Source organism: Pseudomonas sp. OA65 (genome assembly GCF_017498305.1).
Classification (GTDB): Bacteria; Pseudomonadota; Gammaproteobacteria; order Pseudomonadales; family Pseudomonadaceae; genus Aquipseudomonas; species Aquipseudomonas zanjanensis.
Window position 1 is genome coordinate 208621 of sequence record NZ_JAGDEZ010000006.1, and the last position, 22555, is coordinate 231175.

General features: G+C 59.9%; 17 protein-coding genes. 9 read left to right on the plus strand and 8 right to left on the minus strand.

The window, feature by feature from the left end; genetic code table 11:
- Nucleotides 1-5 precede the first annotated feature (5 nt).
- Complete coding sequence (locus J3361_RS07650) at nt 6-971, plus strand: CobW-like GTP-binding protein (protein ID WP_207963693.1); 966 nt, start codon at nt 6-8, stop codon at nt 969-971.
- A gap of 12 nt (nt 972-983) precedes the next feature.
- Here the strand turns inward: J3361_RS07650 and J3361_RS07655 are convergent, their stop codons facing one another.
- The gene (locus J3361_RS07655) at nt 984-1406 is read right to left on the minus strand and encodes a DUF3301 domain-containing protein (protein ID WP_207963694.1); all 423 of its coding nucleotides are present in this window, start codon (nt 1404-1406) and stop codon (nt 984-986) included.
- A 119-nt stretch (nt 1407-1525) separates the two neighbouring features.
- On the opposite strand from J3361_RS07655, the gene pdxY reads away from it, so the two are divergent.
- Nucleotides 1526-2398 (plus strand): pyridoxal kinase PdxY, encoded by an 873-nt coding sequence (pdxY, locus tag J3361_RS07660; protein WP_207963696.1) that lies wholly within the window; start codon nt 1526-1528, stop codon nt 2396-2398.
- Between the two features lie 124 nt (nt 2399-2522).
- Here pdxY and J3361_RS07665 read toward each other — a convergent pair whose 3' ends face one another.
- The gene (locus J3361_RS07665) at nt 2523-3008 is read right to left on the minus strand and encodes an acyl-CoA thioesterase (protein WP_053126717.1); all 486 of its coding nucleotides are present in this window, start codon (nt 3006-3008) and stop codon (nt 2523-2525) included.
- A 277-nt stretch (nt 3009-3285) separates the two neighbouring features.
- Between J3361_RS07665 and J3361_RS07670 the strand changes: the two genes are divergently transcribed.
- A complete protein-coding gene (locus J3361_RS07670; RefSeq protein ID WP_207963698.1) occupies nt 3286-5049 on the plus strand; it encodes a cation:proton antiporter in 1764 nt (587 codons plus the stop codon).
- 13 nt (nt 5050-5062) lie between these two features.
- On the opposite strand, the gene J3361_RS07675 is transcribed toward J3361_RS07670, so the two are convergent.
- The 3 genes from J3361_RS07675 to uvrD form a co-directional block, all read right to left on the minus strand.
- The gene (locus J3361_RS07675; protein ID WP_024616886.1) at nt 5063-5470 is read right to left on the minus strand and encodes an SMI1/KNR4 family protein; all 408 of its coding nucleotides are present in this window, start codon (nt 5468-5470) and stop codon (nt 5063-5065) included.
- 140 nt (nt 5471-5610) lie between these two features.
- Entirely contained in the window at nt 5611-6486 is an 876-nt protein-coding gene (locus tag J3361_RS07680) for a Tim44 domain-containing protein (RefSeq protein WP_053126712.1), read from the minus strand.
- A 318-nt stretch (nt 6487-6804) separates the two neighbouring features.
- On the minus strand, nt 6805-8988 hold the full coding sequence (gene uvrD / locus J3361_RS07685) for a DNA helicase II (protein WP_207963700.1): 2184 nt from the start codon (nt 8986-8988) through the stop codon (nt 6805-6807).
- A gap of 260 nt (nt 8989-9248) precedes the next feature.
- Between uvrD and J3361_RS07690 the strand changes: the two genes are divergently transcribed.
- Nucleotides 9249-12119 (plus strand): EAL domain-containing protein, encoded by a 2871-nt coding sequence (locus J3361_RS07690; RefSeq protein ID WP_207963702.1) that lies wholly within the window; start codon nt 9249-9251, stop codon nt 12117-12119.
- A gap of 71 nt (nt 12120-12190) precedes the next feature.
- On the opposite strand, the gene J3361_RS07695 is transcribed toward J3361_RS07690, so the two are convergent.
- On the minus strand, nt 12191-12505 hold the full coding sequence (locus tag J3361_RS07695; protein WP_207963704.1) for a hypothetical protein: 315 nt from the start codon (nt 12503-12505) through the stop codon (nt 12191-12193).
- Between the two features lie 433 nt (nt 12506-12938).
- On the opposite strand from J3361_RS07695, the gene hexR reads away from it, so the two are divergent.
- Together hexR and J3361_RS07705 are read left to right on the plus strand one after the other, a co-directional pair.
- Nucleotides 12939-13805, plus strand: coding sequence for a transcriptional regulator HexR (gene hexR, locus J3361_RS07700; RefSeq protein WP_003187110.1), 867 nt, complete (start codon nt 12939-12941; stop codon nt 13803-13805).
- A gap of 253 nt (nt 13806-14058) precedes the next feature.
- Nucleotides 14059-14268: a hypothetical protein gene (locus J3361_RS07705; RefSeq protein ID WP_080675527.1), complete on the plus strand. Its 210-nt coding sequence runs from the start codon at nt 14059-14061 to the stop codon at nt 14266-14268.
- Here the strand turns inward: J3361_RS07705 and J3361_RS07710 are convergent.
- Nucleotides 14210-15172 (minus strand): LysR family transcriptional regulator, encoded by a 963-nt coding sequence (locus J3361_RS07710; protein WP_243458777.1) that lies wholly within the window; start codon nt 15170-15172, stop codon nt 14210-14212. The genes J3361_RS07705 and J3361_RS07710 overlap by 59 nt on opposite strands.
- Before the next feature lie 187 nt (nt 15173-15359).
- On the opposite strand from J3361_RS07710, the gene J3361_RS07715 reads away from it, so the two are divergent.
- Together J3361_RS07715 and oadA are read left to right on the plus strand one after the other, a co-directional pair.
- Nucleotides 15360-16775 carry an acetyl-CoA carboxylase biotin carboxylase subunit gene (locus tag J3361_RS07715; RefSeq protein ID WP_003187105.1) on the plus strand — a complete coding sequence of 472 codons (1416 nt, stop codon included), beginning with the start codon at nt 15360-15362 and terminating at the stop codon, nt 16773-16775.
- 12 nt (nt 16776-16787) lie between these two features.
- A complete protein-coding gene (gene oadA, locus J3361_RS07720) occupies nt 16788-18596 on the plus strand; it encodes a sodium-extruding oxaloacetate decarboxylase subunit alpha (protein ID WP_207963706.1) in 1809 nt (602 codons plus the stop codon).
- Nucleotides 18597-18660: 64 nt separating this feature from the next.
- On the opposite strand, the gene J3361_RS07725 is transcribed toward oadA, so the two are convergent.
- Complete coding sequence (locus J3361_RS07725; protein WP_207963708.1) at nt 18661-20802, minus strand: autotransporter outer membrane beta-barrel domain-containing protein; 2142 nt, start codon at nt 20800-20802, stop codon at nt 18661-18663.
- Nucleotides 20803-21241: 439 nt separating this feature from the next.
- On the opposite strand from J3361_RS07725, the gene J3361_RS07730 reads away from it, so the two are divergent.
- The gene (locus J3361_RS07730; RefSeq protein WP_207963710.1) at nt 21242-21562 is read left to right on the plus strand and encodes a hypothetical protein; all 321 of its coding nucleotides are present in this window, start codon (nt 21242-21244) and stop codon (nt 21560-21562) included.
- The last annotated feature ends 993 nt before the right edge of the window (nt 21563-22555 follow it).

A 22555-nucleotide genomic window follows, 5' to 3' on the forward strand; every position in this document is an offset into this window, starting at 1 on the left:
CGATTATGTTGCAGCACATTCCCACCCATGTCATCGCCGGCCCTTTGGGCGCCGGCAAGACCAGCCTGATCAGGGATCTGCTCGCCCAGCGACCGGCCAACGAGCGCTGGGCGGTGCTGATCAATGAGTTTGGCCAGATCGGCCTGGATGCCGCGCTGCTGACCCAGGCTGGCGATGGTATCGCACTGGGCGAAGTGGCCGGCGGCTGCTTGTGTTGCGTCAACGGCGCGCCGTTTCAGATCGGTCTTGGGCGTTTGCTGCGCAAGGCCCGACCGGATCGGCTGTTCATCGAACCCTCGGGCTTGGGCCATCCGGCGCAGTTGATGCGGCAGTTGAGCGAAGCGCCATGGCTCGGCGTGCTGGCGGTGCAACCCTGTGTGCTGGTGTTGGATGCCCGGGTAATGGTGGACGGCAAGCCCTTGCCCGGGGCACAGCAACAAGCCTTGGCGAGTGCCGGACTGCTGGTGCTGAACAAATCCGAGACCGTCACCCAAGCCGATCGCGAACGACTGACGGCGCAGTTGTCAGGGCACGCGTTGTACTGGACGCAATACGCGGCGTTCCCGATCGAGCGATTGCCAGGCCTTGCGTCTCGGGGCAGTGGGGCTGTGGATAACTTGAATCTACCGAAGAGCCTGGGCCAGATACAGGCCATCTGGTCCGACCCGACGCTGCCGATCTGCTTGTATCAGCAGCAGGAAGGTGGCTGGAGTATTGGTTGGCGCTGGCACCCCAGCCAGCAATTCGACGCAGCGACATTGACGCGATGGCTACAAGGCCAAGACTGGAAACGGGCGAAAATGGTTATCCACAGCCTCGACGGTTGGGTTTCAGCCAATGCGTTGGAAGGGGCGGCGCTGGGCTGGCAAGCCAGCGAATGGCGCCAGGACTCCCGGATCGAGTTGATTTTCGATCAGCCGCAAGACGTCGATCGCCTGCAAGCCGGTTTGGCGAACTGCCGGTGTGCCTGACTCAACCCTGTTTCAAGGCTTCCACTTGTTGTGTTCCTGGCGCCACTGGCTCAACTCGATGACTTCGGCCCTGGGCCTGGTCTGGACCGGCTCAAGAGGCGTTGGCGGTGTTTCTTCGAACGGCATCGGGTAGGGCGCCAGTTCTATGTGTGCGCTGTGGGCACCAAACTGGGTGATGGTTCCCGAATGGCGGCTTTCGCCGGTGACGGTGAACTCGAAGGTATAGACGCGAGCCAGGCGTCGTCGACCATTGGCGTCCTTCACGAAGCCGATTTTTTTCAGCGCCACGTTGCCGTCCAACAATTCGATCTTGAGGTTGGCGCAATGCTGCATGACCCTCGCCAACGCTCGTTCGCGCAAACCATGGTTGTGCCACAGCCAGGCGCCGCCGCTAGCCAGCAGCATCAGCACGAAAATGTTTCCAAGGGTCAGCATGAACGAAGTGCTCCAACAAGTTGCTGTCAGCTTAACTGTCTCGCCGGTCTGTCGTACAGGCTGCGTTTAGTCGCATACTGCGCGGCTTGAATTTCAATCGTTTTACGGAAACCTCCCGCATGAAACGTACGCCTCATCTGCTTGCCATTCAGTCCCACGTGGTGTTCGGTCACGCTGGCAACAGCGCCGCAGTGTTTCCGATGCAGCGGGTCGGCGTGAACGTTTGGCCGCTCAATACCGTGCAATTTTCCAATCACACCCAGTACGGCCAATGGACCGGGGAGGTGCTGGCGCCAGAGCAGATACCGGCCTTGGTGGAAGGCATTGCCGCCATCGGCGAGCTGGGGCATTGCGATGCGGTGTTGTCCGGTTACCTGGGCAGTGCGGCCCAGGGGCGGGCGATTCTGACGGGCGTGGCGCGGATCAAGGCGGCCAACCCAAAGGCGCTGTACCTGTGTGACCCGGTCATGGGGCATCCAGAGAAGGGCTGTATCGTGGCGCCCGAGGTAAGCGAGTTTCTCTTGGAAGAAGCCGCTGCGGTGGCGGACCTCATGTGCCCGAACCAACTGGAACTGGACAGTTTTTCCGGGCGCAAGGCGCAGTCCTTGCTGGATTGCCTGGCCATGGCTCGCGCGTTGCTGGTCCGTGGCCCGAAAGCGGTGCTGGTCAAGCACCTGGCCTACCCCGGCAAACCCGACGATAGCTTCGAAATGCTGCTGGTGACCGCCGAGGGCAGTTGGCACCTGCGCCGTCCACTGCTGGCTTTCCCGCGCCAGCCGGTGGGTGTGGGTGACCTGACCTCGGGGTTGTTCCTGGCACGGATACTGTTGGGGGACAGCCTGGTGGCGGCGTTCGAATTCACCGCCGCTGCGGTGCACGAAGTGCTGCTGGAAACCCAGGCCTGCACCAGCTATGAACTGGAACTGGTCCGTGCCCAGGACCGGATCGCCCATCCGCGGGTGCGGTTCGAGGCGGTGCCGATCAGCCTCTGATCAAACAGCCCTAATCCATGTGGGAGCGAGCCTGCTCGCGATAGCGGTGTGACAGGCAAATCAATGTTGGATTTGATGCCGCCATCGCGAGCAGGCTCGCTCCCACATTTGTTTCAATGGTCGCTTAAGGCCCATCTGCCTTGATGTCCTGATAACGCTTCTCCAGTTCCTGGCGAATCTGCCGCCGTTGCTGGGCTTGTTCGTAGCGGCGCTTTTCTTCGCTGTTCTGCGGCTGCAAGGGCGGCACGGCAGCGGGTTTGCGCTGGTCATCCACCGCAACCATGGTGAAGAAGCAACTGTTGGTGTGACGCACCGAGCGTTCGCGAATATTTTCGGTCACGACTTTGATGCCCACTTCCATCGACGTGTTGCCGGTGTAGTTCACCGAGGCCAGGAAGGTCACCAGTTCGCCGACATGAATCGGCTCGCGGAAGATCACCTGGTCAACCGACAGGGTCACCACGTAGCGCCCGGCGTAGCGGCTGGCGCAGGCGTAGGCGACTTCATCGAGGTATTTGAGCAAGGTGCCGCCATGGACATTGCCAGAGAAGTTGGCCATATCGGGGGTCATCAACACCGTCATCGACAGCTGGGCGTTTCCGGGTTCCATAACGTACTCACGGTTCAAGGCAGTCATTCGGGAGTGCACCTCTGCGGATGCTGGTGAGTGGCCTGCAAACAGGTCACCCCGTTTTAAAACCACCGATATCGGGACGCTGCGCCTGTGCTTGCCGTCACGCGCCGATGGATCTGTTTCCGTATATTGCACCGTCTTTTTGTCGGAAGTCGCGGTGTTACCCTTCAAAAGCCCCTTGCGAGGGCAATTCCTACAGCGGAAACGGATTTCTCCAGCTCGGCAGTGCGTCATTTGAACAGGGAGCCCCGACATGCATGCCATCAGTTTCATCCAGGATCTGGCGATCATCATGCTGGCTGCGGGGTTGGTAACCGTACTCTTTCATCGTTTCAAACAACCGGTGGTACTGGGCTATATCGTGGCCGGCTTCATCATTGGCCCGCACACGCCGCCGTTTGGTTTTATCCACGACGAAGACACGATCAAGACCCTGGCCGAGCTCGGGGTGATCTTCCTGATGTTTTGCCTAGGCCTGGAATTCAGCCTGCGCAAACTGTTCAAGGTCGGCGCCACGGCCTTCATCGCGGCGTTCCTCGAAATCGTGTTGATGATCTGGATCGGCTATGAAATCGGCCGCTGGTTCGAGTGGAGCACCATGGACGCGCTGTTTTTGGGCGCGATCCTGGCCATTTCCTCCACCACCATCATCGTCAAGGCCCTCAACGACCTGAAGATGAAGAACGAGCGCTTCGCGCAGCTTATCTTCGGGGTGTTGATCGTCGAGGACATCCTCGGTATCGGTATCATCGCCTTGCTGTCGAGCATCGCCGTCAGCGGCACCGTGAGCTCCGGCGAGGTGTTTTCCACCGTCGGCAAGTTGTCCCTTTTCATGATCGTCGCGTTGGTCATCGGCATTCTGCTGGTGCCGAGGTTACTGGCGTACGTGGCGAAGTTCGACAGCAATGAAATGCTGCTCATTACCGTGCTCGGCCTGTGTTTCGGCTTCTGCCTGCTGGTGGTGAAGCTGGAATACAGCATGGTGCTGGGGGCGTTCCTGATCGGTGCGATCATGGCCGAGTCCCGGCAACTGCTGAAGATCGAGCGGTTGGTGGAGCCGGTGCGCGATCTGTTCAGCGCCATCTTCTTTGTCGCCATCGGGCTGATGCTCGATCCGGCGATATTGCTGCAGTATGCCTGGCCAATTGCGGTGATCACGGGCGCCGTGGTGCTTGGCAAGATGTTGTCCTGCGGACTCGGTGCCTTTATCGCCGGCAACGATGGACGCACCTCGCTGCGCGTTGGGATGGGTCTTTCGCAGATCGGCGAATTTTCCTTCATCATCGCGTCGCTGGGGATGACCCTCCAGGTCACCAGCGATTTCCTCTACCCGGTAGCGGTCGCCGTCTCGGTGCTGACCACACTGCTGACGCCGTACTTGATCCGAGCCGCCGACCCGCTGTCCGTCAAGTTGGCGACGGCCATGCCGCAACGGCTGACGCGGGTGCTGGGGATGTATGGCGAATGGCTGCGTAGCATTCAGCCCCACGGCGAAGGTGCGATGCTGGCGTCGATGATCCGGCGGATTCTGCTGCAGGTCGGCGTCAACCTAGCGTTGGTCATCGCCATTTTTGTCTCGGGGGGATATTTCGCCGAGCGGATGTCGGCTTACCTGCAAGCCTGGATCAGCGATCCGAGCTGGCAGAAAGCACTGATCTGGGGCGGCGCGTTGCTGCTGTCGCTACCGTTCCTGATCGCCGCGTACCGCAAGCTCAAGGCGCTGTCGATGTTGCTGGCGGAGATGGGCGTGAAGCCGGAGATAGCTGGCCGCCACACCCAGCGCGTGCGTCGGGTGATCGCCGAAGTGATTCCGCTTCTCTCGCTGCTGGTGATATTCCTGCTATTGGCCGCCTTGTCGGCCAGCATCCTGCCGACCAACAAGTTGCTCGTACTGATCGCCGTGGTGGCGACTGCCGTGGCGGCATTGCTCTGGCGCTGGTTCATCCGCTTGCATACACGGATGCAGGTGGCCTTGCTTGAAACCCTGGACAACCACAAGGAGTCGTCCGGGCATTGACCGGCAGCGGGGCTCAGCTTTCCAGCCAGACGTCCCGGGCCCAGTGCCAGACCGATTCCCAGGTTTCCTCGGCGACCAGTTCTTCTTCGGCTTGCCACAACACCACCGTACCGTCTTCTTCGACGCAGTAATAATCGTCGCCGTCCTGGCAGATCGGGATCAGGCTGCGGTCGACGCCGGCATCCCAGGCATTGGCGGCCACGTCAGGCAGGTAGGTGTGGGATTGTGGATCGGTGACGGTCACCGGTTCCAGGCTGCCGTAGACGACATCGCTGACGGTCAGCAAAAACTCCCTGAAGACGAAGGGGATGTCGATGAACAGCTGCTCTTCGATCTCTACCAGCAAGTCTTCGTCGGGCAATTCCAGCGGGACCGGTACGGGCTCGTTGGCTTCACGCAATTGTTCGATGATTTCTTCCACGTCCGGGGATCCTCTTTCTCGATGGCGCGGTTTTATATGGAGCGGTTTATACAGTAGCTCGCTATAGATGCAACCGCGAAATAGAAAACCCCGGCCTGAGCCGGGGTTCTTTTATTTCAACATGCAAAACCGGTAAAGGTTCAACCGTTCTGGCGGATACCTGCCACCAGCCAAGGCTGGTCATCGCCCTGGGCACGTTCCATGTTCCAGCTTTCGCTGAACGCTTCGCCCTTGTCGAAGCGAGAATCCTTCGACACACCGCTGAAGGTCAGGGTGGCGATGGTCTTGTCGGCGCGATCGTCGACGCCATCCAGTTGCACCTGCAGGTTGTCGATGTAGGTGGACTGGAAGCCGTCACCCAGCTCGGCCCGTTCGCGCTTGAGGAATTCCAGCAATTGCGGGGTGACGAACTCGGAGATCTTGTCCATCTCGTTCGCGTCCCAATGCTGTTGCAGGGCCATGAAGTGGTTGCGCGCGGCTTCGATGAAGCGTTGTTCATTGAACCAGGCCGGCGCATTGATGACCGGACGAGCGGCCACAGGCGCTGCCGAACCACCGAAGATCGAACCACTGGCAGGCTGCTGGTTGAACACTTCACGCTGCATCGGCGCGTGGCCGGCTGGAGCGAGTTGCTCCTGCTGCTTGCGACGACGGGCGGCAATGAAGCGGAAGACCAGGAAGGCGATGACCGCCATGATCAGGATGTCGAAGATCTGCATGCCCTGGAAGCCGTCGCCCATGAACATGGAGGCGAGCAGGCCACCGGCCGCGATGCCGGCCAAGGGGCCGAGCCAGCGCGAAGCGCCGCTGGCCTTGGTGGCAGCGCCCGCGGCACCGGCCGCGCCCGCAGTGGCAGCGGTAGAACCGGCGGCAGATGACGGTGCCATCTGGCTGGTCTGGTGAGTCGGGGCAGCGCCCGAGCTTTTACCACCGCCAAAACGCTTGGCGGCATTGGCGTCGATGGCCATCGTCAGGCCGATGCACAGCGCCATGGCGATGCTAAGAAAACGTTTCATATAAAGGCATTCCCATTTGTGGATAGCACGCGCGCCATGTTGCACAGCTGAACTGTTGCTGGCTAGTGACAGAGTGTTTCGGGCTTTTGCGTGACAGCTGAGGTTCAGCTTCGGCTGTGCAAGAAGGCCTGTTCGCTTTGGGCTGTAGGAAAGGGGGACAAGTTCTGTCGGAAAACTAGTATGGGTAGGGGAAGGTATCTGTGGGAGCAAGGCTTGCCCGCGATAGCGATCTGTCTGACACACCTATGGCGAATGTGCCACCGCCTCGCGGGCAAGCCTTGCTCCCACAAGCCTTGCTCCACAGGGTTTAGCAAATCTTCAGATCGCCTCGAGCTTGGCATACCCCAGCATCAACCATTTGCTGCCTTCGCTGAAGTTCACTTGTACCCGGGCCTGGGCGCCGGCGCCTTCGAAGTTGAGGATCACGCCATCGCCGAATACCGAATGCCGCACGGTCTGGCCGAGGCTGAAGCCGGTTTCCGGGATATCGCTGCCGCCAAACAAGCTGCTGGTGCTTTGTTGCTGGCCGCCACCGAACGGTCGGCTGACACTGTTGGACAGCCGTACTTCCTGGATCAAGCCCTTCGGCACTTCACGTACGAAGCGCGACACTTTGTTGTAGGTCTCGCTGCCATACAAGCGTCGGGTTTCGGCGTAGGTCATGACCAGGTTCTGCATGGCACGGGTGATGCCGACATAGGCCAGGCGTCGTTCCTCTTCCAGGCGTCCCGGCTCCTCCAGGCTCATTTTGTGGGGAAACAGGCCTTCTTCCATGCCCACGAGGAACACGTAAGGGAATTCCAGGCCCTTGGCGCTGTGCAGGGTCATCAGTTGGATGCTGTCTTCATGTTCGTCGGCCTGGGTGTCGCCGGCCTCAAGGGAAGCGTGACCCAGGAAGGCCGACAGGGGCGACAGGTCTGCGTCTTCTTCGGTGTTCTCGAAGTTGCGCGCGGCGCTGACCAGTTCCTCGAGGTTTTCCACCCGAGCCTGGCCTTTCTCACCTTTTTCCGCTTCGTGGTAGGCGATCAGGCCGGACTGCTCGATGACGGTCTGGGTCATCAAGTGCAGGGGCATGTCCCCGCATTTGGCGGCCAGGTCTTCGATCAGGTCCATGAAGGCCTTCAGGGCACCGGCGGCGCGACCGGTCATGCCTTTGTTGGTGACCAGTTGATGCATGGCTTCCCACATGGACACATGGCTGTGGCGCGCGTGGTCGCGAATAGCCTCGACGGTTTTCTCGCCGATGCCCCGCGTCGGCACGTTGATTACCCGCTCCAGGGCCGCGTCGTTGCCGCGACCTTCGATCAGGCGCAGGTAGGCCATGGCGTTCTTGATTTCCGCACGTTCGAAGAAGCGCTGGCCACCATAGATGCGGTAAGGAATCCGTTCGCGCAGCAAGGCCTCTTCCAGTACACGCGACTGGGCGTTGGAACGGTACAGGATGGCGATGTCGCTGCGGGCCAGGCCGGTTTTCAGCGCGCTCTCGATGGTTTCCACCACATAGCGGGCTTCATCGTGTTCGTTGAAGGCGGCATAGAGGTTGATGGCTTCGCCTTCGCCGCCGTCAGTCCACAGTTCCTTGCCCAGGCGACCGGTGTTGTTGGCGATCAGCGCGTTGGCGGCCTTGAGGATGCCGGCAGTGGAGCGGTAGTTCTGTTCCAGGCGGATGACTTCGGCGTCGGGGAAGTCCGCCGAGTACTGGTGAATGTTCTCGATCTTGGCGCCGCGCCAGCCATAGATCGACTGATCGTCGTCACCCACCACCATCAGGCTGTCGCCGCCCTTGGCGAGCAGGCGCAACCAGGCGTATTGCACGGCGTTGGTGTCCTGGAATTCGTCCACCAGTACATGCCGGAAGCGCTTTTGGTAGTGAGCCAGCAGGCCCGGGTGGTCGCGCCACAGGTCCAGGGCCCGCAGCAGCAGCTCGGAAAAGTCGATGACCCCGGCACGCTGGCACGCCGCCTCGTAGGCTTCGTAGATGCTGCGCATGGTCGCCAGGAACAGATCGCCGCTGGCTTGAATATGCTGCGGACGCAGGCCTTCGTCTTTCTGGCCGTTGATGAACCATTGGGCCTGGCGGGCCGGCCAGCGTTGTTCGTCCAGGCCCAGCTCGCGGATCACCCGCTTGACCAGACGCTGCTGATCGTCGCTGTCCAGGATCTGGAAGGTCTGGCTCAGCCCGGCCTCTTGCCAATGCGCCCGCAACAAGCGGTGTGCCAGGCCGTGGAAGGTGCCGACCCACATGCCGGCGGGGTTGATGCCCATCAGTTGCTCGATGCGATGGCGCATCTCGGCCGCGGCCTTGTTGGTGAACGTCACCGACAGGATCGAATGGGGCGAGGCGTTCTCGACCTGGATCAACCAGGCGATACGGTGCACCAGCACTCGGGTTTTACCGGAGCCGGCACCGGCCAGGACCAACTGACGACCCACGGAGGCGGCTACGGCCTGACGTTGGGCATCGTTGAGTGAGTTCAGCAGAAGGGAGAGATCATCGCGCATCGGGGCATTCTAGGGTGCGGCGTCACCCCGGGCAAACCGAGCTTTGCATCCGCCGATAAAAGACCGTTTGGTGATGACCGGCGAGTCACAGGCTACAGGCGTTGGCGGGACTCGCTCGGGAGGGTCGCCAGCCAATGAAATAGCGACTTTTTCAAGGTTTTTATGAGCTGGGGCAGTGTGGGATGGCCCGTGGCTTGTGTATGCTCGGTGCTCGTTTCGGGTTCTCCACGCTCCTCTCTATAAGAACAAGAACAGTGCCAATGACCCTCAATTCCGATCCGGCGGGCCCCTGTGTGGAACCCCGGGTCATCTGCAAGCAGTACGCCACGGAGATGGCGGTCGAGCGCACACGTCTGCTGTATCAAGGCTCACTGCTTCCCACATTGTTCATGCTGCTCAACGGTCTGGTCTGCGCCGCACTGTTATGGGAGCCACAGCGCTATTTTCTGGTCAGCGTCTGGCTCGTCTGGCTGTTGTCCCTGGTGGCGTTGCGAGTGATCCAGGTGGCGGCGTTCGATTCGGCAATGCCAAACCGCCAGGCTCATCCGATCTGGTTGCGTATGTTCTTGCTGGGCTCGGCGATGACCGGCCTCACGCTGGCCGGGGCCGGCATCGCATTAGTCCCGGCCGACAGCTTCCAGCAGCAGGCCTGGGTGTTCGGCCTGATTGGCGCGGCCGCGCTGTCGGCCAGCGTGGCCTATGCCGTGAGTCTTCCGGCGTTCCTGTCCTTTGCCTTGCCCTGCCTGTTACCGGCCATCGGCTATCTCTTCTGGGGCGGCGATGAGCAGCAACGGGGGTGGGGCTGGCTCGGGCTGATTGTGCTGGTTTCCCTGAGTGTGGTGGCTTGGCAAGTCAACCGCCTGATCCAGAACGGCATGTTGCGCCGTTTCCAGAACCAGGCGTTGATCGAGCATCTGCAGCAAACCCAAACCCGCGGTGCGATGCTCAACGAGGCGCTGGGTCGGGAGGTTGAGCAACGGCGCTCGGCCGAGGAAAAATTGCGGGCGGCCCAGGTGGGCCTGGAGGCGCGGGTCGCGCAGCGCAGCCTTGAGTTGGAGGCCGCCAGCCAAGCCCTGAGCAAAAGCGAGGCGCGCTTGGCCCTGGCCCTCAAGGCCAGTGAGTTGGGGTTGTGGGATTGGAACCTGCAGACTGACGAAGTCCATCACACCCAGCTCAAGGAACTGTTTGGCCTGGAGCCCGAATACGTCACAGCGATGCTCAGCCATCTCACTCCGCGCCTGCATCCCCAAGACCTGCCGGCGCTCAAGCGGGCCCTGATCGAACACCTCAAGGGCCGCAGCGAGGATTACCAGATCGAATACCGGGTGCGGCACGGCGATGGTCATTGGGTCTGGATCGAAGACCGTGGCCGGGCCGTGGAGCGCAGCGCCAGCGGACGGGTGCTGCGCATGGTCGGGACTCGGCGCGACATCAGCGCGAGCAAGGAGATCGAGCAGCAACGGCAGCTGGCGGCCACGGTGTTCGAGGCCGCCAGCGAAGGCATTGTGATTTTCGACCCCAACTATGTGCTGCTCGCGGCCAATCAAGCGTTTACGCGAGTCACCGGTTTCAATATCGATGACATGCTCGGGCGCAACGTCGTCAACCTGCCGTGCAGCCGCGACGCGCGCCGGCACTACCCCATCATTCGCCAAGCGCTCAAACAGCATGGCACCTGGCAGGGTGAGTTGGTGGAGGCGCGGGCCAACGGCGAGTTGTATCCGCAATGGCTGCAACTGAACGTCGTGCGCAATGCTCGGGGAAATGTCAGCCATATCGTGGGTTTTTTCGCCGATCTTTCGGCGCGCCGCGAATCCGAAGAGCGCATGCGTTACCTGACCCACTACGACGAACTGACCGGGCTGGCGAATCGCTCGCTGTTCCGCGAGCGCCTGAACGAAGCTCATCAGCGGGTGCGCCAGGGCGGACGACGCAGCCTGGCGTTGTTGCACATCAACCTGGACCGTTTCAAGTTGCTCAACGACAGCCTCGGCCATGACATTGCTGACCAGTTGTTGCAGAAGATGGCGCGGCGCCTGATCAATGCGCTGCCCGAGGCCGACACCATCGCCCGGTTATCGGGCGATGAGTTTGCGGTGTTGTTCGATGCCTACGGCAACCTTTCCAGCCTGGCGCGAGTGGCGACCCGGTTGGCCGCCAAGCTGCGCGTGCCGCTGACCATCGAAGGTCATGAATTGGTGCTCAGTGCCTCCATCGGCATCAGCTTGTTGCCAGACAACACGCGGGAAATTGCCACGCTGGTCAGCCAGGCGAACATGGCCATGCAGCACGCCAAGCATCTGGGGGGCAACAATTTCCAGTTCTACACCGACAGCCTCCAGGCCAGCACGCTGGAGCGCCTGCAACTGGAGAATCAACTGCGCAAGGCTTTGGAAGAGAAACAACTGAAGGTCTTTTATCAACCGAAATTGTGCCTGGCGACCGGTCGCCTGAACGCCGCCGAGGCGCTGGTGCGTTGGGATCATCCGACCATGGGCCGAGTCCCGCCGGGGGACTTCATCGGCTTGGCTGAAGAAACCGGGTTGATCGGGCCGATTGGCGAGTTCGTGTTGCGCCAGGCCTGCTGGCAGGCTTGCGAATGGCAGCGCCAAGGGCTTGAGCCGATCAGGGTGTCGGTCAATCTGTCGGTACACCAATTGCGCCAGGGCAAGCTGGTCAGCCTGGTGCGGCAAGTGTTGGAGGAAACCGGCCTGGCGCCCCAGTACCTGGAACTGGAATTGACCGAAAGCCAGTTGCTCGACAGCGTTGAACACATCATTGCCACGTTCCAGCAACTACGTGACCTTGGGGTTAAGCTGGCGATCGATGATTTTGGCACCGGCTACTCATCCCTGAGCTACCTCAAGCGTATCCCGGTGGACTATGTGAAGATCGACCAAGCGTTCATTCGCGGGCTGGGGGAGGGCAGCGTGGACACCGCCATTACCCGGGCAATCATTGCAATGGCCCATGGCTTGTCGCTAAAGGTAGTGGCCGAAGGCGTTGAGCGCCAAGAGCAGCTCGAGTTCCTCAGGAATGAGCATTGCGATGAGGTGCAGGGTTATTTGATCAGCCGTCCGGTGGGAGCCGAGGGGCTGGCAGCGTTGTTACGCGCTCAATATGAAGGGTGACTAAACGGCGTAGGGATAACTTCCCGTCGGACAACCAAGTCCTCCGACGGGAAGTTGTAAAAAGCGTGAGCTTAGTGAGTGATAATCACGTTATCGATATGGTGCAGTAGCTGGCCTTCGAAAAAAATACTTACGCCAGTGACATTGGAGTCGCCCAGTTCTTTATACTCGACAACCTTGTCTGTAAGTACTTGTAGCGAAACTCCACCGGCGTTTTGAAGTACCAAATCCAAGCGTAGATCAAAGGATTTGTCTTGTTTTTCGCTCCGTACCAACGTCGGGATAACGCCGGAATTTGCTACGGTTACGGTGCCAAAGGTGCGGAAAGATGCAGCGCCTGGCATACGATCGATTTGTGCGGTCCAATCTTTAGTGATGATTTTCATAATAGTAAGTTCCTGTAGTTAAAGTTGATTGCTTCCTGCGGGGCCTAATATATCGACTTCGACTTGATGGTGTTGGCTTGATTGTCGTTGGTATTGTAAGGAAAGATGAGTTTGCATCGACTTGCTTAGTTGTGCTGTGAAGTCGTTGGGCTGTTAGTGCGGGGATATATTGTTCAAGGGCTTTAAGTTGTTTAGTGATGAGTTCATGATCACTAGACACATTTGAGGTTCAGGGCGGGTCTGGAAGTCAGCGGATCGGCTGCGGGGGTGGTTTGCGCACCGACATAGCCTGCTACATCGGGCGATCCTCGGCCAAAACAAGGGGGCAGCGAGGCAATCCAGTTACGTTTTGGACGGGCAAAGAGCCAATTCTTGTAGTATAACTACAAGCTTGCTACATCCCGGCATCTGCCCATAACAAGAGTCCAGCCCCTTGAACCTGTTGCAACACATCGCCCAGTCACGCCACTTGCTGCGCAAGTCGGAGCTGAAAGTCGCCGATCACGTACTGCTTGATCCTGCGGCCGTGATGCATAGCTCCATGGCCGATCTTGCCCACAGCGTCGGCATCAGCGAACCGACCATCGTGCGCTTCTGCCGGGCCATTGGTTGCTCGGGTTTCCAGGATCTGAAACTCAAGCTGGCGCAAAGCCTGGCCGCCGGCGCGAGCTTCGGTCAGTTTGCGATCCATGAAGATGATTCAGTGGCTGACTACAGCCTGAAAATCTTCGACACCACCCTGCATACCCTCATGGAGGTTCGCGAGAAACTCGACCCGGTGGCGTTGCAAAAAGCCGTCACGGCCATGTCCCAGGCCCAGCGTGTCGAGTTTTATGGCTTCGGCGCCTCGGGCGCGGTGGCGGCCGACGCCCAGCACAAGTTCTTCCGGTTGCTGCTGACCGCGGCGGCCTATTCCGACCCGCACATGCAGGCCATGTCGGCGGTCACCTTGAAACCCACCGACGTGGCGATCTGCATTTCCCAGTCGGGGCGTTCCAAGGACCTGCTGATCACTGCGAACCTGGTGCGCGAAAGCGGGGCTTCGCTGATCACCTTGTGCCCGAGCCAGACACCCTTGGCAGAGCTGTCCACGGTGAACCTGGCCATTGATGTGCATGAGGACACCGAGATCTACACTCCACTGACCTCGCGCATCGCTCATCTGGTGGTGATCGATGTGCTGGCGATGGGCGTCGCCATGGCGCGCGGTCCGAGCCTGGTCAACCACCTCAAGAGCGTGAAGCGTAGCCTTCGCAGCCTGCGGCTGTCGCCCAAATCGGTGAAGGCGCTGGACGACTGAGCACTGGTCTTGGAAGTTAGGCGCTTTGTGGCGAGGGAGCTTGCTCCCGCTGGGCTGCGAAGCGGCCCCAACGATTTTCCCCAGATACACCGCATTGGCTGGTTTGCGACTGCTGCGCAGCCGAGCGGGAGCAAGCTCCCTCGCCACAAAGTGTCATTTCCCCTGAATTCATCGTTCTGTAACGCACGCGCCGCCAAACCGTCATCCCTCATCGTCATCGTAAAGCTCCCGTATACGTCTTGGGAGACTCGACATGACCCAGTCCTACGAAGAACGCAGCGCCGTCAAAACCCGTCGTCAGCAGGAAGACCAGCGCCGCATGGCGTTCCGTCGTGCAATTGAAGACCGCTATGAACAGCGTCAGCTTCTGGCCGAGATCAGCGAATTCCCTGACGCGGTAGAATTCAATTACTGGCAGGCAACGCCGGCGGCTTCCCGTCGAAACGCTCAACCAGGCCGCTGATCTGAGCGCGCTCGCCGCGAACGAAGGCCAGGAAGGCATGGGCCACCGGTGACAGGCGCTTGGCCCTGGCTTGCACCAGGCACCAGCTGCGGTACAGTGGCAATTCCTCCACCGGCAACTCGATGAGCGCGCCGGATGACAGTTCCCGGCATGCGGCGTGGCGCGTCAGCAGCGCCACGCCCAGCCCGGCGACTACGCACTCGCGCTGGGCCTCCGCTGACGCCACTTCCAGCGTCTGGGTGAAATGCACCCGTTTCTCCTTGAAATATTCCTCGCAGGCCAGTCGCGTGCCGGACCCCGGTTCGCGCAACAGCAGCGTATAAGGCTCCAGGTCCTGCAAACGCAGCGGACCCAGGTGGCACAACGGATGATCGGGCGGCGCCACGGCGACGATCGGATTGTTGAGAAAGGGCAGGAATTCCAGGCCCATGTCCTGGGGCACCATGGACATGATGACCAGGTCGTCGCGGTTGTCCGAGAGCCGGCGGATGACCTGGCCGCGATTGACCACCGTGAGGTTCAGGTTGACCTCCGGATGCTGACGCTTGAACGCGGCGAACAAATGCGGGACGAAGTACTTGGCGCTGGACTCCACCGCCAACTTCAATTGGCCTTGCAGCGAACCCTGCATGTCCGAGAGCTGCATATCGAGGTTTTCCAGGCGCCCGAAGATGTCCCGGCTGGCACGTTGCAGGGCTTCGGCGGCTTCGGTCATGTAGAGCTTCTTGCCGACATACTCGAATAACGGCTGGCCAATCAGCTCTTCCAAGGAACGAATCTGTAGGCTGACGGCCGGTTGTGTGAGAGACATTTCCTCGGCAGCACGGCTGTAGGACCTTAGGTCGCACACCTCATTGAAAATCTGCAGTTGACGCAATGTCATACGCATCAATGACTTACGCATAATCCAAGCACCCTGGGCCGAAATGAATAGCGCGACTATAAGTCTTTACTTATGCATGACCCAATAATTATTCATTTTTGTTAATCCCCAGCCAGGACTAGTGTGGAGCTGCGACCAATTGTTACATCTGGTCACGCGTCGGCCTGGACCCCAGGCCGTGGTATCACCGGCTCAAGGGAACCTCCAATTGATAACAAAGATCCTGATCGCCAACCGTGGTGAGATCGCCGTCCGCATCGTGCGCGCTTGCGCCGAGATGGGCATTCGCTCGGTCGCGGTCTATTCCGACGCGGACCGCCATGCGTTGCATGTCAAGCGTGCGGACGAGGCCCACAGCATCGGCGCTGATCCGCTGGCCGGCTATCTCAATCCGCGCAAACTGGTGAACCTGGCGGTGGAAACTGGCTGTGATGCCTTGCACCCTGGCTACGGTTTTCTCTCGGAAAACGCCGAACTGGCGGACATTTGCGCTGAACGCGGCATCAAATTCATTGGCCCTTCGGCGGAAGTCATTCGCCGCATGGGTGACAAGACCGAAGCGCGCCGCAGCATGATCAAGGCCGGTGTGCCGGTCACGCCGGGCACCGAAGGCAACGTGGCGGGCATCGAAGAGGCCCTGACCGAAGGTGATCGGATCGGTTACCCGGTGATGCTCAAGGCCACCTCTGGTGGCGGCGGTCGCGGTATCCGTCGTTGCAACAGCCGTGAAGAACTCGAACAGGCCTTCCCGCGGGTGATTTCCGAAGCCACCAAGGCGTTCGGTTCGGCGGAAGTATTCCTGGAAAAATGCATCGTCAATCCCAAGCACATCGAAGCGCAGATCCTGGGTGACAGCTTCGGCAACGTCGTGCACCTGTTCGAACGGGATTGCTCGATCCAACGCCGCAACCAGAAGCTGATCGAGATCGCTCCAAGCCCGCAACTGACCCCTGAGCAGCGCGCCTACATCGGCGACCTCTCGGTACGCGCCGCCAAGGCCGTGGGTTACGAGAATGCCGGCACCGTGGAGTTCCTGCTCGCCGAAGGCGAGGTGTACTTCATGGAGATGAACACCCGGGTGCAGGTGGAACACACCATCACCGAAGAAATCACCGGTATCGACATTGTTCGCGAACAGATCCGCATCGCCTCCGGGCTGCCGTTGTCGGTCAAGCAGGAAGATATCCAGCACCGGGGTTTTGCGTTGCAGTTCCGCATCAACGCCGAGGACCCGAAAAACAACTTCCTGCCCAGCTTCGGCAAGATCACCCGTTACTACGCCCCGGGCGGCCCGGGTGTGCGCACCGACACGGCGATCTACACCGGCTACACCATTCCGCCGTTCTACGATTCGATGTGCCTGAAACTGGTGGTCTGGGCGCTGACCTGGGAAGAAGCGATGGACCGTGGCCTGCGAGCCCTGGATGACATGCGCCTGCAGGGGGTCAAGACCACCGCCGCGTATTACCAAGAGATCCTGCGCAATCCGGAGTTCCGCAGCGGCCAGTTCAACACCAGCTTCGTTGAAAGCCACCCTGAACTGACCAACTACTCGATCAAGCGCAAACCCGAAGAGCTGGCCCTGGCCATCGCCGCCGCCATTGCCGCCCACGCAGGCCTGTAAGGAATCATGACAATGTCCAAGAAGATCCACGTTACCGACACAATCCTGCGCGACGCTCACCAATCGCTGCTCGCCACGCGCATGCGCACCGAAGACATGCTGCCGATCTGCGACAAGCTCGACAAGGTCGGCTATTGGTCGCTGGAAGTCTGGGGCGGCGCAACCTTCGACGCCTGCGTGCGCTTCCTGAAGGAAGATCCATGGGAGCGTCTGCGTCAACTGCGCGCGGCGCTGCCCAACACCCGCCTGCAAATGCTCCTGCGCGGCCAGAACCTGCTGGGCTATCGCCATTACAGCGATGACGTGGTCAAGGCATTCGTCGCCAAGGCCGCCGTCAACGGCATCGATGTGTTCCGTATTTTCGATGCGATGAACGACGTGCGTAACCTGCGGGTCGCCATCGAAGCGGTGAAGGCTGCCGGCAAGCACGCCCAAGGCACCATCGCCTACACCACCAGCCCGGTGCACACCATCGACGCGTTCGTGGCCCAGGCCAAGCAGATGGAAGCCATGGGTTGCGACTCGGTGGCGATCAAGGACATGGCCGGTCTGCTGACCCCCTATGCCACTGGCGAACTGGTGAAAGCGCTGAAGGCCGAGCAATCGTTGCCGGTGTTCATCCATTCCCACGACACCGCCGGCCTGGCCGCGATGTGCCAACTCAAGGCCATCGAAAACGGTGCCGATCACATTGACACCGCGATCTCCAGCTTCGCCTGGGGCACCAGCCATCCGGGTACCGAGTCGATGGTAGCGGCCCTTAAAGGCAGTGAATTCGACACAGGGCTGGACCTGGAGCTGTTGCAGGAGATCGGTCTGTACTTCTACGCCGTGCGTAAAAAGTATCACCAGTTCGAAAGCGAGTTCACTGCGGTGGACACCCGCGTCCAGGTCAACCAGGTACCGGGCGGGATGATCTCCAACCTCGCCAACCAACTGAAAGAGCAGGGCGCACTGAACCGGATGAACGAAGTGCTGGCGGAAATCCCGCGAGTACGCGAAGACCTCGGCTTCCCGCCGCTGGTGACCCCGACCTCGCAGATCGTCGGTACCCAAGCGTTCTTCAACGTGTTGGCCGGTGAGCGCTACAAGACCATCACCAACGAAGTGAAGCTCTATCTGCAGGGCGGTTACGGCAAGGCGCCGGGCTCGGTGAGTGAGAAGCTGCGTCGCCAGGCCATCGGCAGCGAAGAAGTGATCGATGTGCGCCCGGCCGATTTGCTCAAGCCGGAAATGACCAAGCTGCGCGGCGAAATCGGTGCACTGGCCAAGTCCGAAGAGGACGTGCTGACCTATGCCATGTTCCCGGACATCGGTCGCAAGTTCCTCGAGGAACGCGAAGCCGGCACCCTGACCCCTGAAGTGCTGCTGCCAATTCCTGAGGCAGGCAGCGTGAGCTCCGCGGGCGGTGAAGGTGTGCCGACCGAGTTCGTCATCGACGTGCACGGCGAAACCTATCGCGTCGACATCACCGGTGTGGGCGTCAAGGCCGAAGGCAAGCGTCACTTCTACTTGTCCATCGATGGCATGCCGGAAGAAGTCGTGTTCGAACCACTCAATGAGTTCGTCGGCGGCGGCAGCAGCAAGCGCAAGCAAGCCACTGCGCCAGGCCATGTCAGCACCACCATGCCGGGTAACATCGTCGATGTCCTGGTCAAGGAGGGCGACGTGGTGAAAGCCGGCCAAGCGGTGCTGATCACCGAAGCCATGAAGATGGAAACCGAAGTCCAGGCGGCCATCGCCGGCAAGGTCACCGCCATTCATGTGGCCAAGGGCGACCGGGTCAACCCGGGCGAGATCCTGATCGAGATCGAAGGCTGATTCCAACAGCCTCGATGCAATGTTTTACCTCGGGGGAGCAGGTGCTCCCCTTTTTTTTCGCCCGTCAGAACATCATCCGCCACTGGCCCATCAGCGAACCGTTGCGGTTGTCCTGGCCGGTTTCGCCGCTGTAATTCAGTCCCAGGGTATGACGTGGCGATACGGCCAAATCTAGCCCTGCCTGCCAGAGCAAGCTGTCACGGTCCAGTTCGACGCCTTTGATGGTGTAGGTATTGCCGCCATGAACCAAGTGCTGATGGGAGCTGCCCCTGACGTCGCCGTATAGGTGCTTCCAGCCGACATCGACGCGCGGAGTCAATCGCATGCCTTGGTCGAACACAAAAGGGCGAGCGAGGCGCAGGCCGAGGTCGCTGCTGTAGTGTTCTTGTGCCTGGCCGTTGTACTGCAATGCGGCGTCTCCACCTCTTTCGGTATAGGCATCGCGTCGATAGCGCTGGTAACCCCCTTGGACATAGGGTTCGATATCGAAATGTCCAACATCCAGGTTGTAGCCCACCTGCCCGAAGACCTGTTGTGTCGTGGCATCGTAACGACCCTTCAAGCGATCCCTGAACCCGTTGAAGGCAACGTGGCGCTTGGTGCTGCCGTCATGATTGCCATAAACAACGCCCAGGCGCAGCGCCAGCGGACCGTCCTGGCGCAAGGCGTACGCGCCGGCGAGCCAACTGTCGAGCGCGCCTTCGAATTGATAGCTGTCCATCCGCGTCTGGGTTTTGCTGCCGATAATGCCCAGCCGCCAATCGGGGCTGACAGCCCAGTCGGTTCCCAGCATCATGCCCTTGGTCGAATGCTTGAGGGCAAAGTCGCCCCATTCCTTGGCGAGGCTGCCGCTGTTGCCGATGACCTGGACCCAGACCTGGCCGTTATCATGCTTACCCATTGGGTTATTGCCGCCCATGGCGGAAAGCATTCCCGAGCTGATCGGTGCAACGCTGCTCAGGGTGGCGTTGCCCAGGTCAGCGGTGTCGTAGCCGCCGAGTTGGTCGATGGCATCGGCGGCTGTGGTCTTGTTAGTACCGAGCAATGCGCTAATTGCGGCGTTGGGTTTGGGGGCAGGCTTTATGGCTTGCAACTTGGCGACGGACTTGGGCGGGGCGCTGGCAATGATTTTTGGTGGTTCGGTGGATGTTGATGTTGGGCTGCTGGTTTGCGAATCGACGGCAGGAGAAGGCGCAGCCACCAAGGTACTGGACAGTTCCGGTTTCGGTGTTTTTGGCGGTTGTTGCTCTTCGATAGATTCCATCAAGTTGCGACCGTTGGAAGAGGTGGCTGCGTCTCCCAGCGGAACGTTGTTGCGCTCAAAGACCAGCCCTACCTGTTTCTCTACCGTGTAGTCAGGTGTCGCTGTCAGAAAGGCAAGTTCACTGTCGATCTTTCCGAATTTCCCCTCGATCTTGCCCGCATCAATCACGACGCGCCTGTGCGTATCGGTGTATTCGCCAGGTACGGCGGGGATTTTCAACGTTGCATTGCCCAGCGTCGCGGTACCGCCAACCTTGATCGTGGCGCTGCCTTTCTCCGCGTCGATTCCGTAAACCAACGTCGCGCTCTTGGAGAGTTTGAGGTCGTTGGTAACCGAAGGCGCGCCAATGTCTGGACCGACCTTCATCAAGCCCGTTACATCCAGCGCATCGACCGTCCCGTTGCCGCTGAACGTGGCGTTTCTTCCAACGAACACGGGACCGGCCACGGTACCCCGGTTATCGAATATACCAAGCACGTGCACCGCACTCGCAATCTGACCGGTGTTGGTCAGCTTGGCCTTCGAGTCGACCAGGCTTGCACCGTTGAAAGCGACGCCGTTGGACCATTCGCCTTGCTTGAGATGCAGATCGTTAACGTTACTTATTTGATTGATCACGCCTCCCTTGGCGATATCCAATTGCAGGACATTAGTCCCGCCGCCTCCGTCAGTAAGCCCGAAAAGTTCGCCTTGCTTGCTGACAATCACCAAGTCGTCGCTGTCGCCCAGCGATAGGGGCGCTTCCTGAGCTTCGGTGACCCTCTCGGTCTTTATATCCGGCGCCGCCGCGAACGCCTTGAGCCTCGCCTGCATCTTGGCGGTTGTTTCAACGGGGCGGGCTTCCCCGACAACTGACTGAGCCATTGAAACCTCGGCACAGCCAAGCGCCAAGGTTATTGCCAGTGCGAGGTGTTGGGGCAGGAATACATGTTGGGTAGGCATTGAGTACGACCTCTCATGAATGAGGTCGAACTTTAAAAATTTCATCCCGGGTCGCGATGCCAGCCTTCTCCTAGCCGCTGGCGAGACATAGCGATGGAGCTTGTAGGCTGCCCACGCTGTGATCACAGCATCACCGCACCGGCCTCCGTGGCTCGAAGCATTGCCCTACAGCATACCCAGACCTTTCTGCGTGGCTGAATTCCGAGATCTGTGTGTCAAATATCGAATCTGTAAACCCGTTCCGGGTTTCGCGTAGGATCGCTCCGAGATCAAGAAACCCGGTTTTTTGTCATTAGGGCCTCGCCTATAGTTCTCTCGTCATCGACAAATCGGTGACCGATCTTAGCCGGTCGAACAAGAGTGCACGAGCGCCCCCAACGGCGGCGCTTTTTGCTGCCTCCGCGAACGGCGGTAGCTCCTAACTCAAGAGAGCAACCCGATGATCAAGTTCCATCCCCTTCAAGCAAATACCAGCGCCGGAGCCACACTTTTTATCGACACGGAAGCCGGCGCCTCCGATCTCTTGGAGACTGCTGCGCATCGCATCAAAGTGGCTCGAGATTTACTCAACAGCGTTTCCTGTCTATGCATGAAAAACGCCGAAGGCTATGACCTGGAGCACTTCACCAGCGCCGCGCATCTGTTGTTGCAGGACGGTTGCGATGCGCTGGAAGTGTTGGGGTGGAGCATCGGTGGGTGTGATCTCCAAACTGCACCTGCTAGCGATTCGGCTGCACCTCAGGCGGATTTTCCTGCTTAGTCGTTGAACTGGAGTGGGATTTTAAGGTGGTGTGTATATCCGTTTCTGCGGTAACGGCCACTTAGGGTTCCGCCCTGACGGCGGGTCACTTTCGAAAAGCCCGGAAGCCGGCCCAGTCGAAAGTAACCAAAGCGCTCCTGCTCCACCACTTGGTGCCTCGCTTAGGCTCGGCATGCCCGCACGCAGCCCTTGCTCCGTGGGCCGCCGCGCAAGACCTGCGTGCGGCCATCGTGGTTAATGGGGCGCTGAGATCAACGTCCACCGCGAGGCGGCCTGATAGCCGACCTGGTTCTTGGTGAGACCGCGTATCTCCTGTGGGAGCGGGCTTGCTCGCGAAGGCGGTGTCACAGTCGATGAAGATGTTGGATGGGCCGGCCTCTTCGCGAGCAAGCCCGCTCCCACAGGAGGTCTGTGTTGGATATGAATTTTGTGTCCACTGAAGATTGAATGTGGGAGCGAGCCTGCTCGCGATGGCGGTGGTTCAGTTACATGGATGTTGGGCTTACTGGCCTCATCGTGACCAAGCTCACTCCCACAGGGGGGCTGTGTTGGGTATGAATGTTGTGTTCACTGGAGATTGAATGTGGGAGCGAGCTTGCTCGCGAAGGCGGTGGCTCAGTCACATGGATGTTGGGCTTGCTGGCCTCATCGCGAGCAAGCTTTGCTCCCACAGGACCTGCTCAAACAGATCTGATGGGTTTACAACCGGGAGAACCAGGTCGGCTACTAGGCCGCCTCGGGGAGGACGTTGATCTCGGGCGCCCCATTAACCACGCTGGCCGAACGCAGGCATTGCGCAGTGGGCATCCCGGCATGGATGCCGGGATAGCCGCGCTGGGCCATGGATGGCCCTTCGCGGCGGGCCCACGGAGCAATGCCGGAGAGAGGGCCTGCTCTTATACACATCTCTGTGCCCACGAGACGCTCCTGAACTTCGCACGCCGGCCTCTGTTTTAAAAAAAAAAAAAAATGACTATTCGAGCGCTCCTACTC

Coding starts and splice junctions, on each gene's coding strand:
- J3361_RS07730 (WP_207963710.1), top strand. CDS start 21,242: ATGATCAAGTTCCATCCCCTTCAAGCAAATACCAGCGCCGGAGCCACA.
- J3361_RS07665 (WP_053126717.1), bottom strand. CDS start 3,008: ATGGAACCCGGAAACGCCCAGCTGTCGATGACGGTGTTGATGACCCCC.
- oadA (WP_207963706.1), top strand. CDS start 16,788: ATGTCCAAGAAGATCCACGTTACCGACACAATCCTGCGCGACGCTCAC.
- J3361_RS07670 (WP_207963698.1), top strand. CDS start 3,286: ATGCATGCCATCAGTTTCATCCAGGATCTGGCGATCATCATGCTGGCT.
- pdxY (WP_207963696.1), top strand. CDS start 1,526: ATGAAACGTACGCCTCATCTGCTTGCCATTCAGTCCCACGTGGTGTTC.
- J3361_RS07680 (WP_053126712.1), bottom strand. CDS start 6,486: ATGAAACGTTTTCTTAGCATCGCCATGGCGCTGTGCATCGGCCTGACG.
- J3361_RS07695 (WP_207963704.1), bottom strand. CDS start 12,505: ATGAAAATCATCACTAAAGATTGGACCGCACAAATCGATCGTATGCCA.
- J3361_RS07725 (WP_207963708.1), bottom strand. CDS start 20,802: ATGCCTACCCAACATGTATTCCTGCCCCAACACCTCGCACTGGCAATA.
- J3361_RS07710 (WP_243458777.1), bottom strand. CDS start 15,172: ATGCGTAAGTCATTGATGCGTATGACATTGCGTCAACTGCAGATTTTC.
- J3361_RS07705 (WP_080675527.1), top strand. CDS start 14,059: ATGACCCAGTCCTACGAAGAACGCAGCGCCGTCAAAACCCGTCGTCAG.
- uvrD (WP_207963700.1), bottom strand. CDS start 8,988: ATGCGCGATGATCTCTCCCTTCTGCTGAACTCACTCAACGATGCCCAA.
- J3361_RS07650 (WP_207963693.1), top strand. CDS start 6: ATGTTGCAGCACATTCCCACCCATGTCATCGCCGGCCCTTTGGGCGCC.
- J3361_RS07655 (WP_207963694.1), bottom strand. CDS start 1,406: ATGCTGACCCTTGGAAACATTTTCGTGCTGATGCTGCTGGCTAGCGGC.
- J3361_RS07690 (WP_207963702.1), top strand. CDS start 9,249: ATGACCCTCAATTCCGATCCGGCGGGCCCCTGTGTGGAACCCCGGGTC.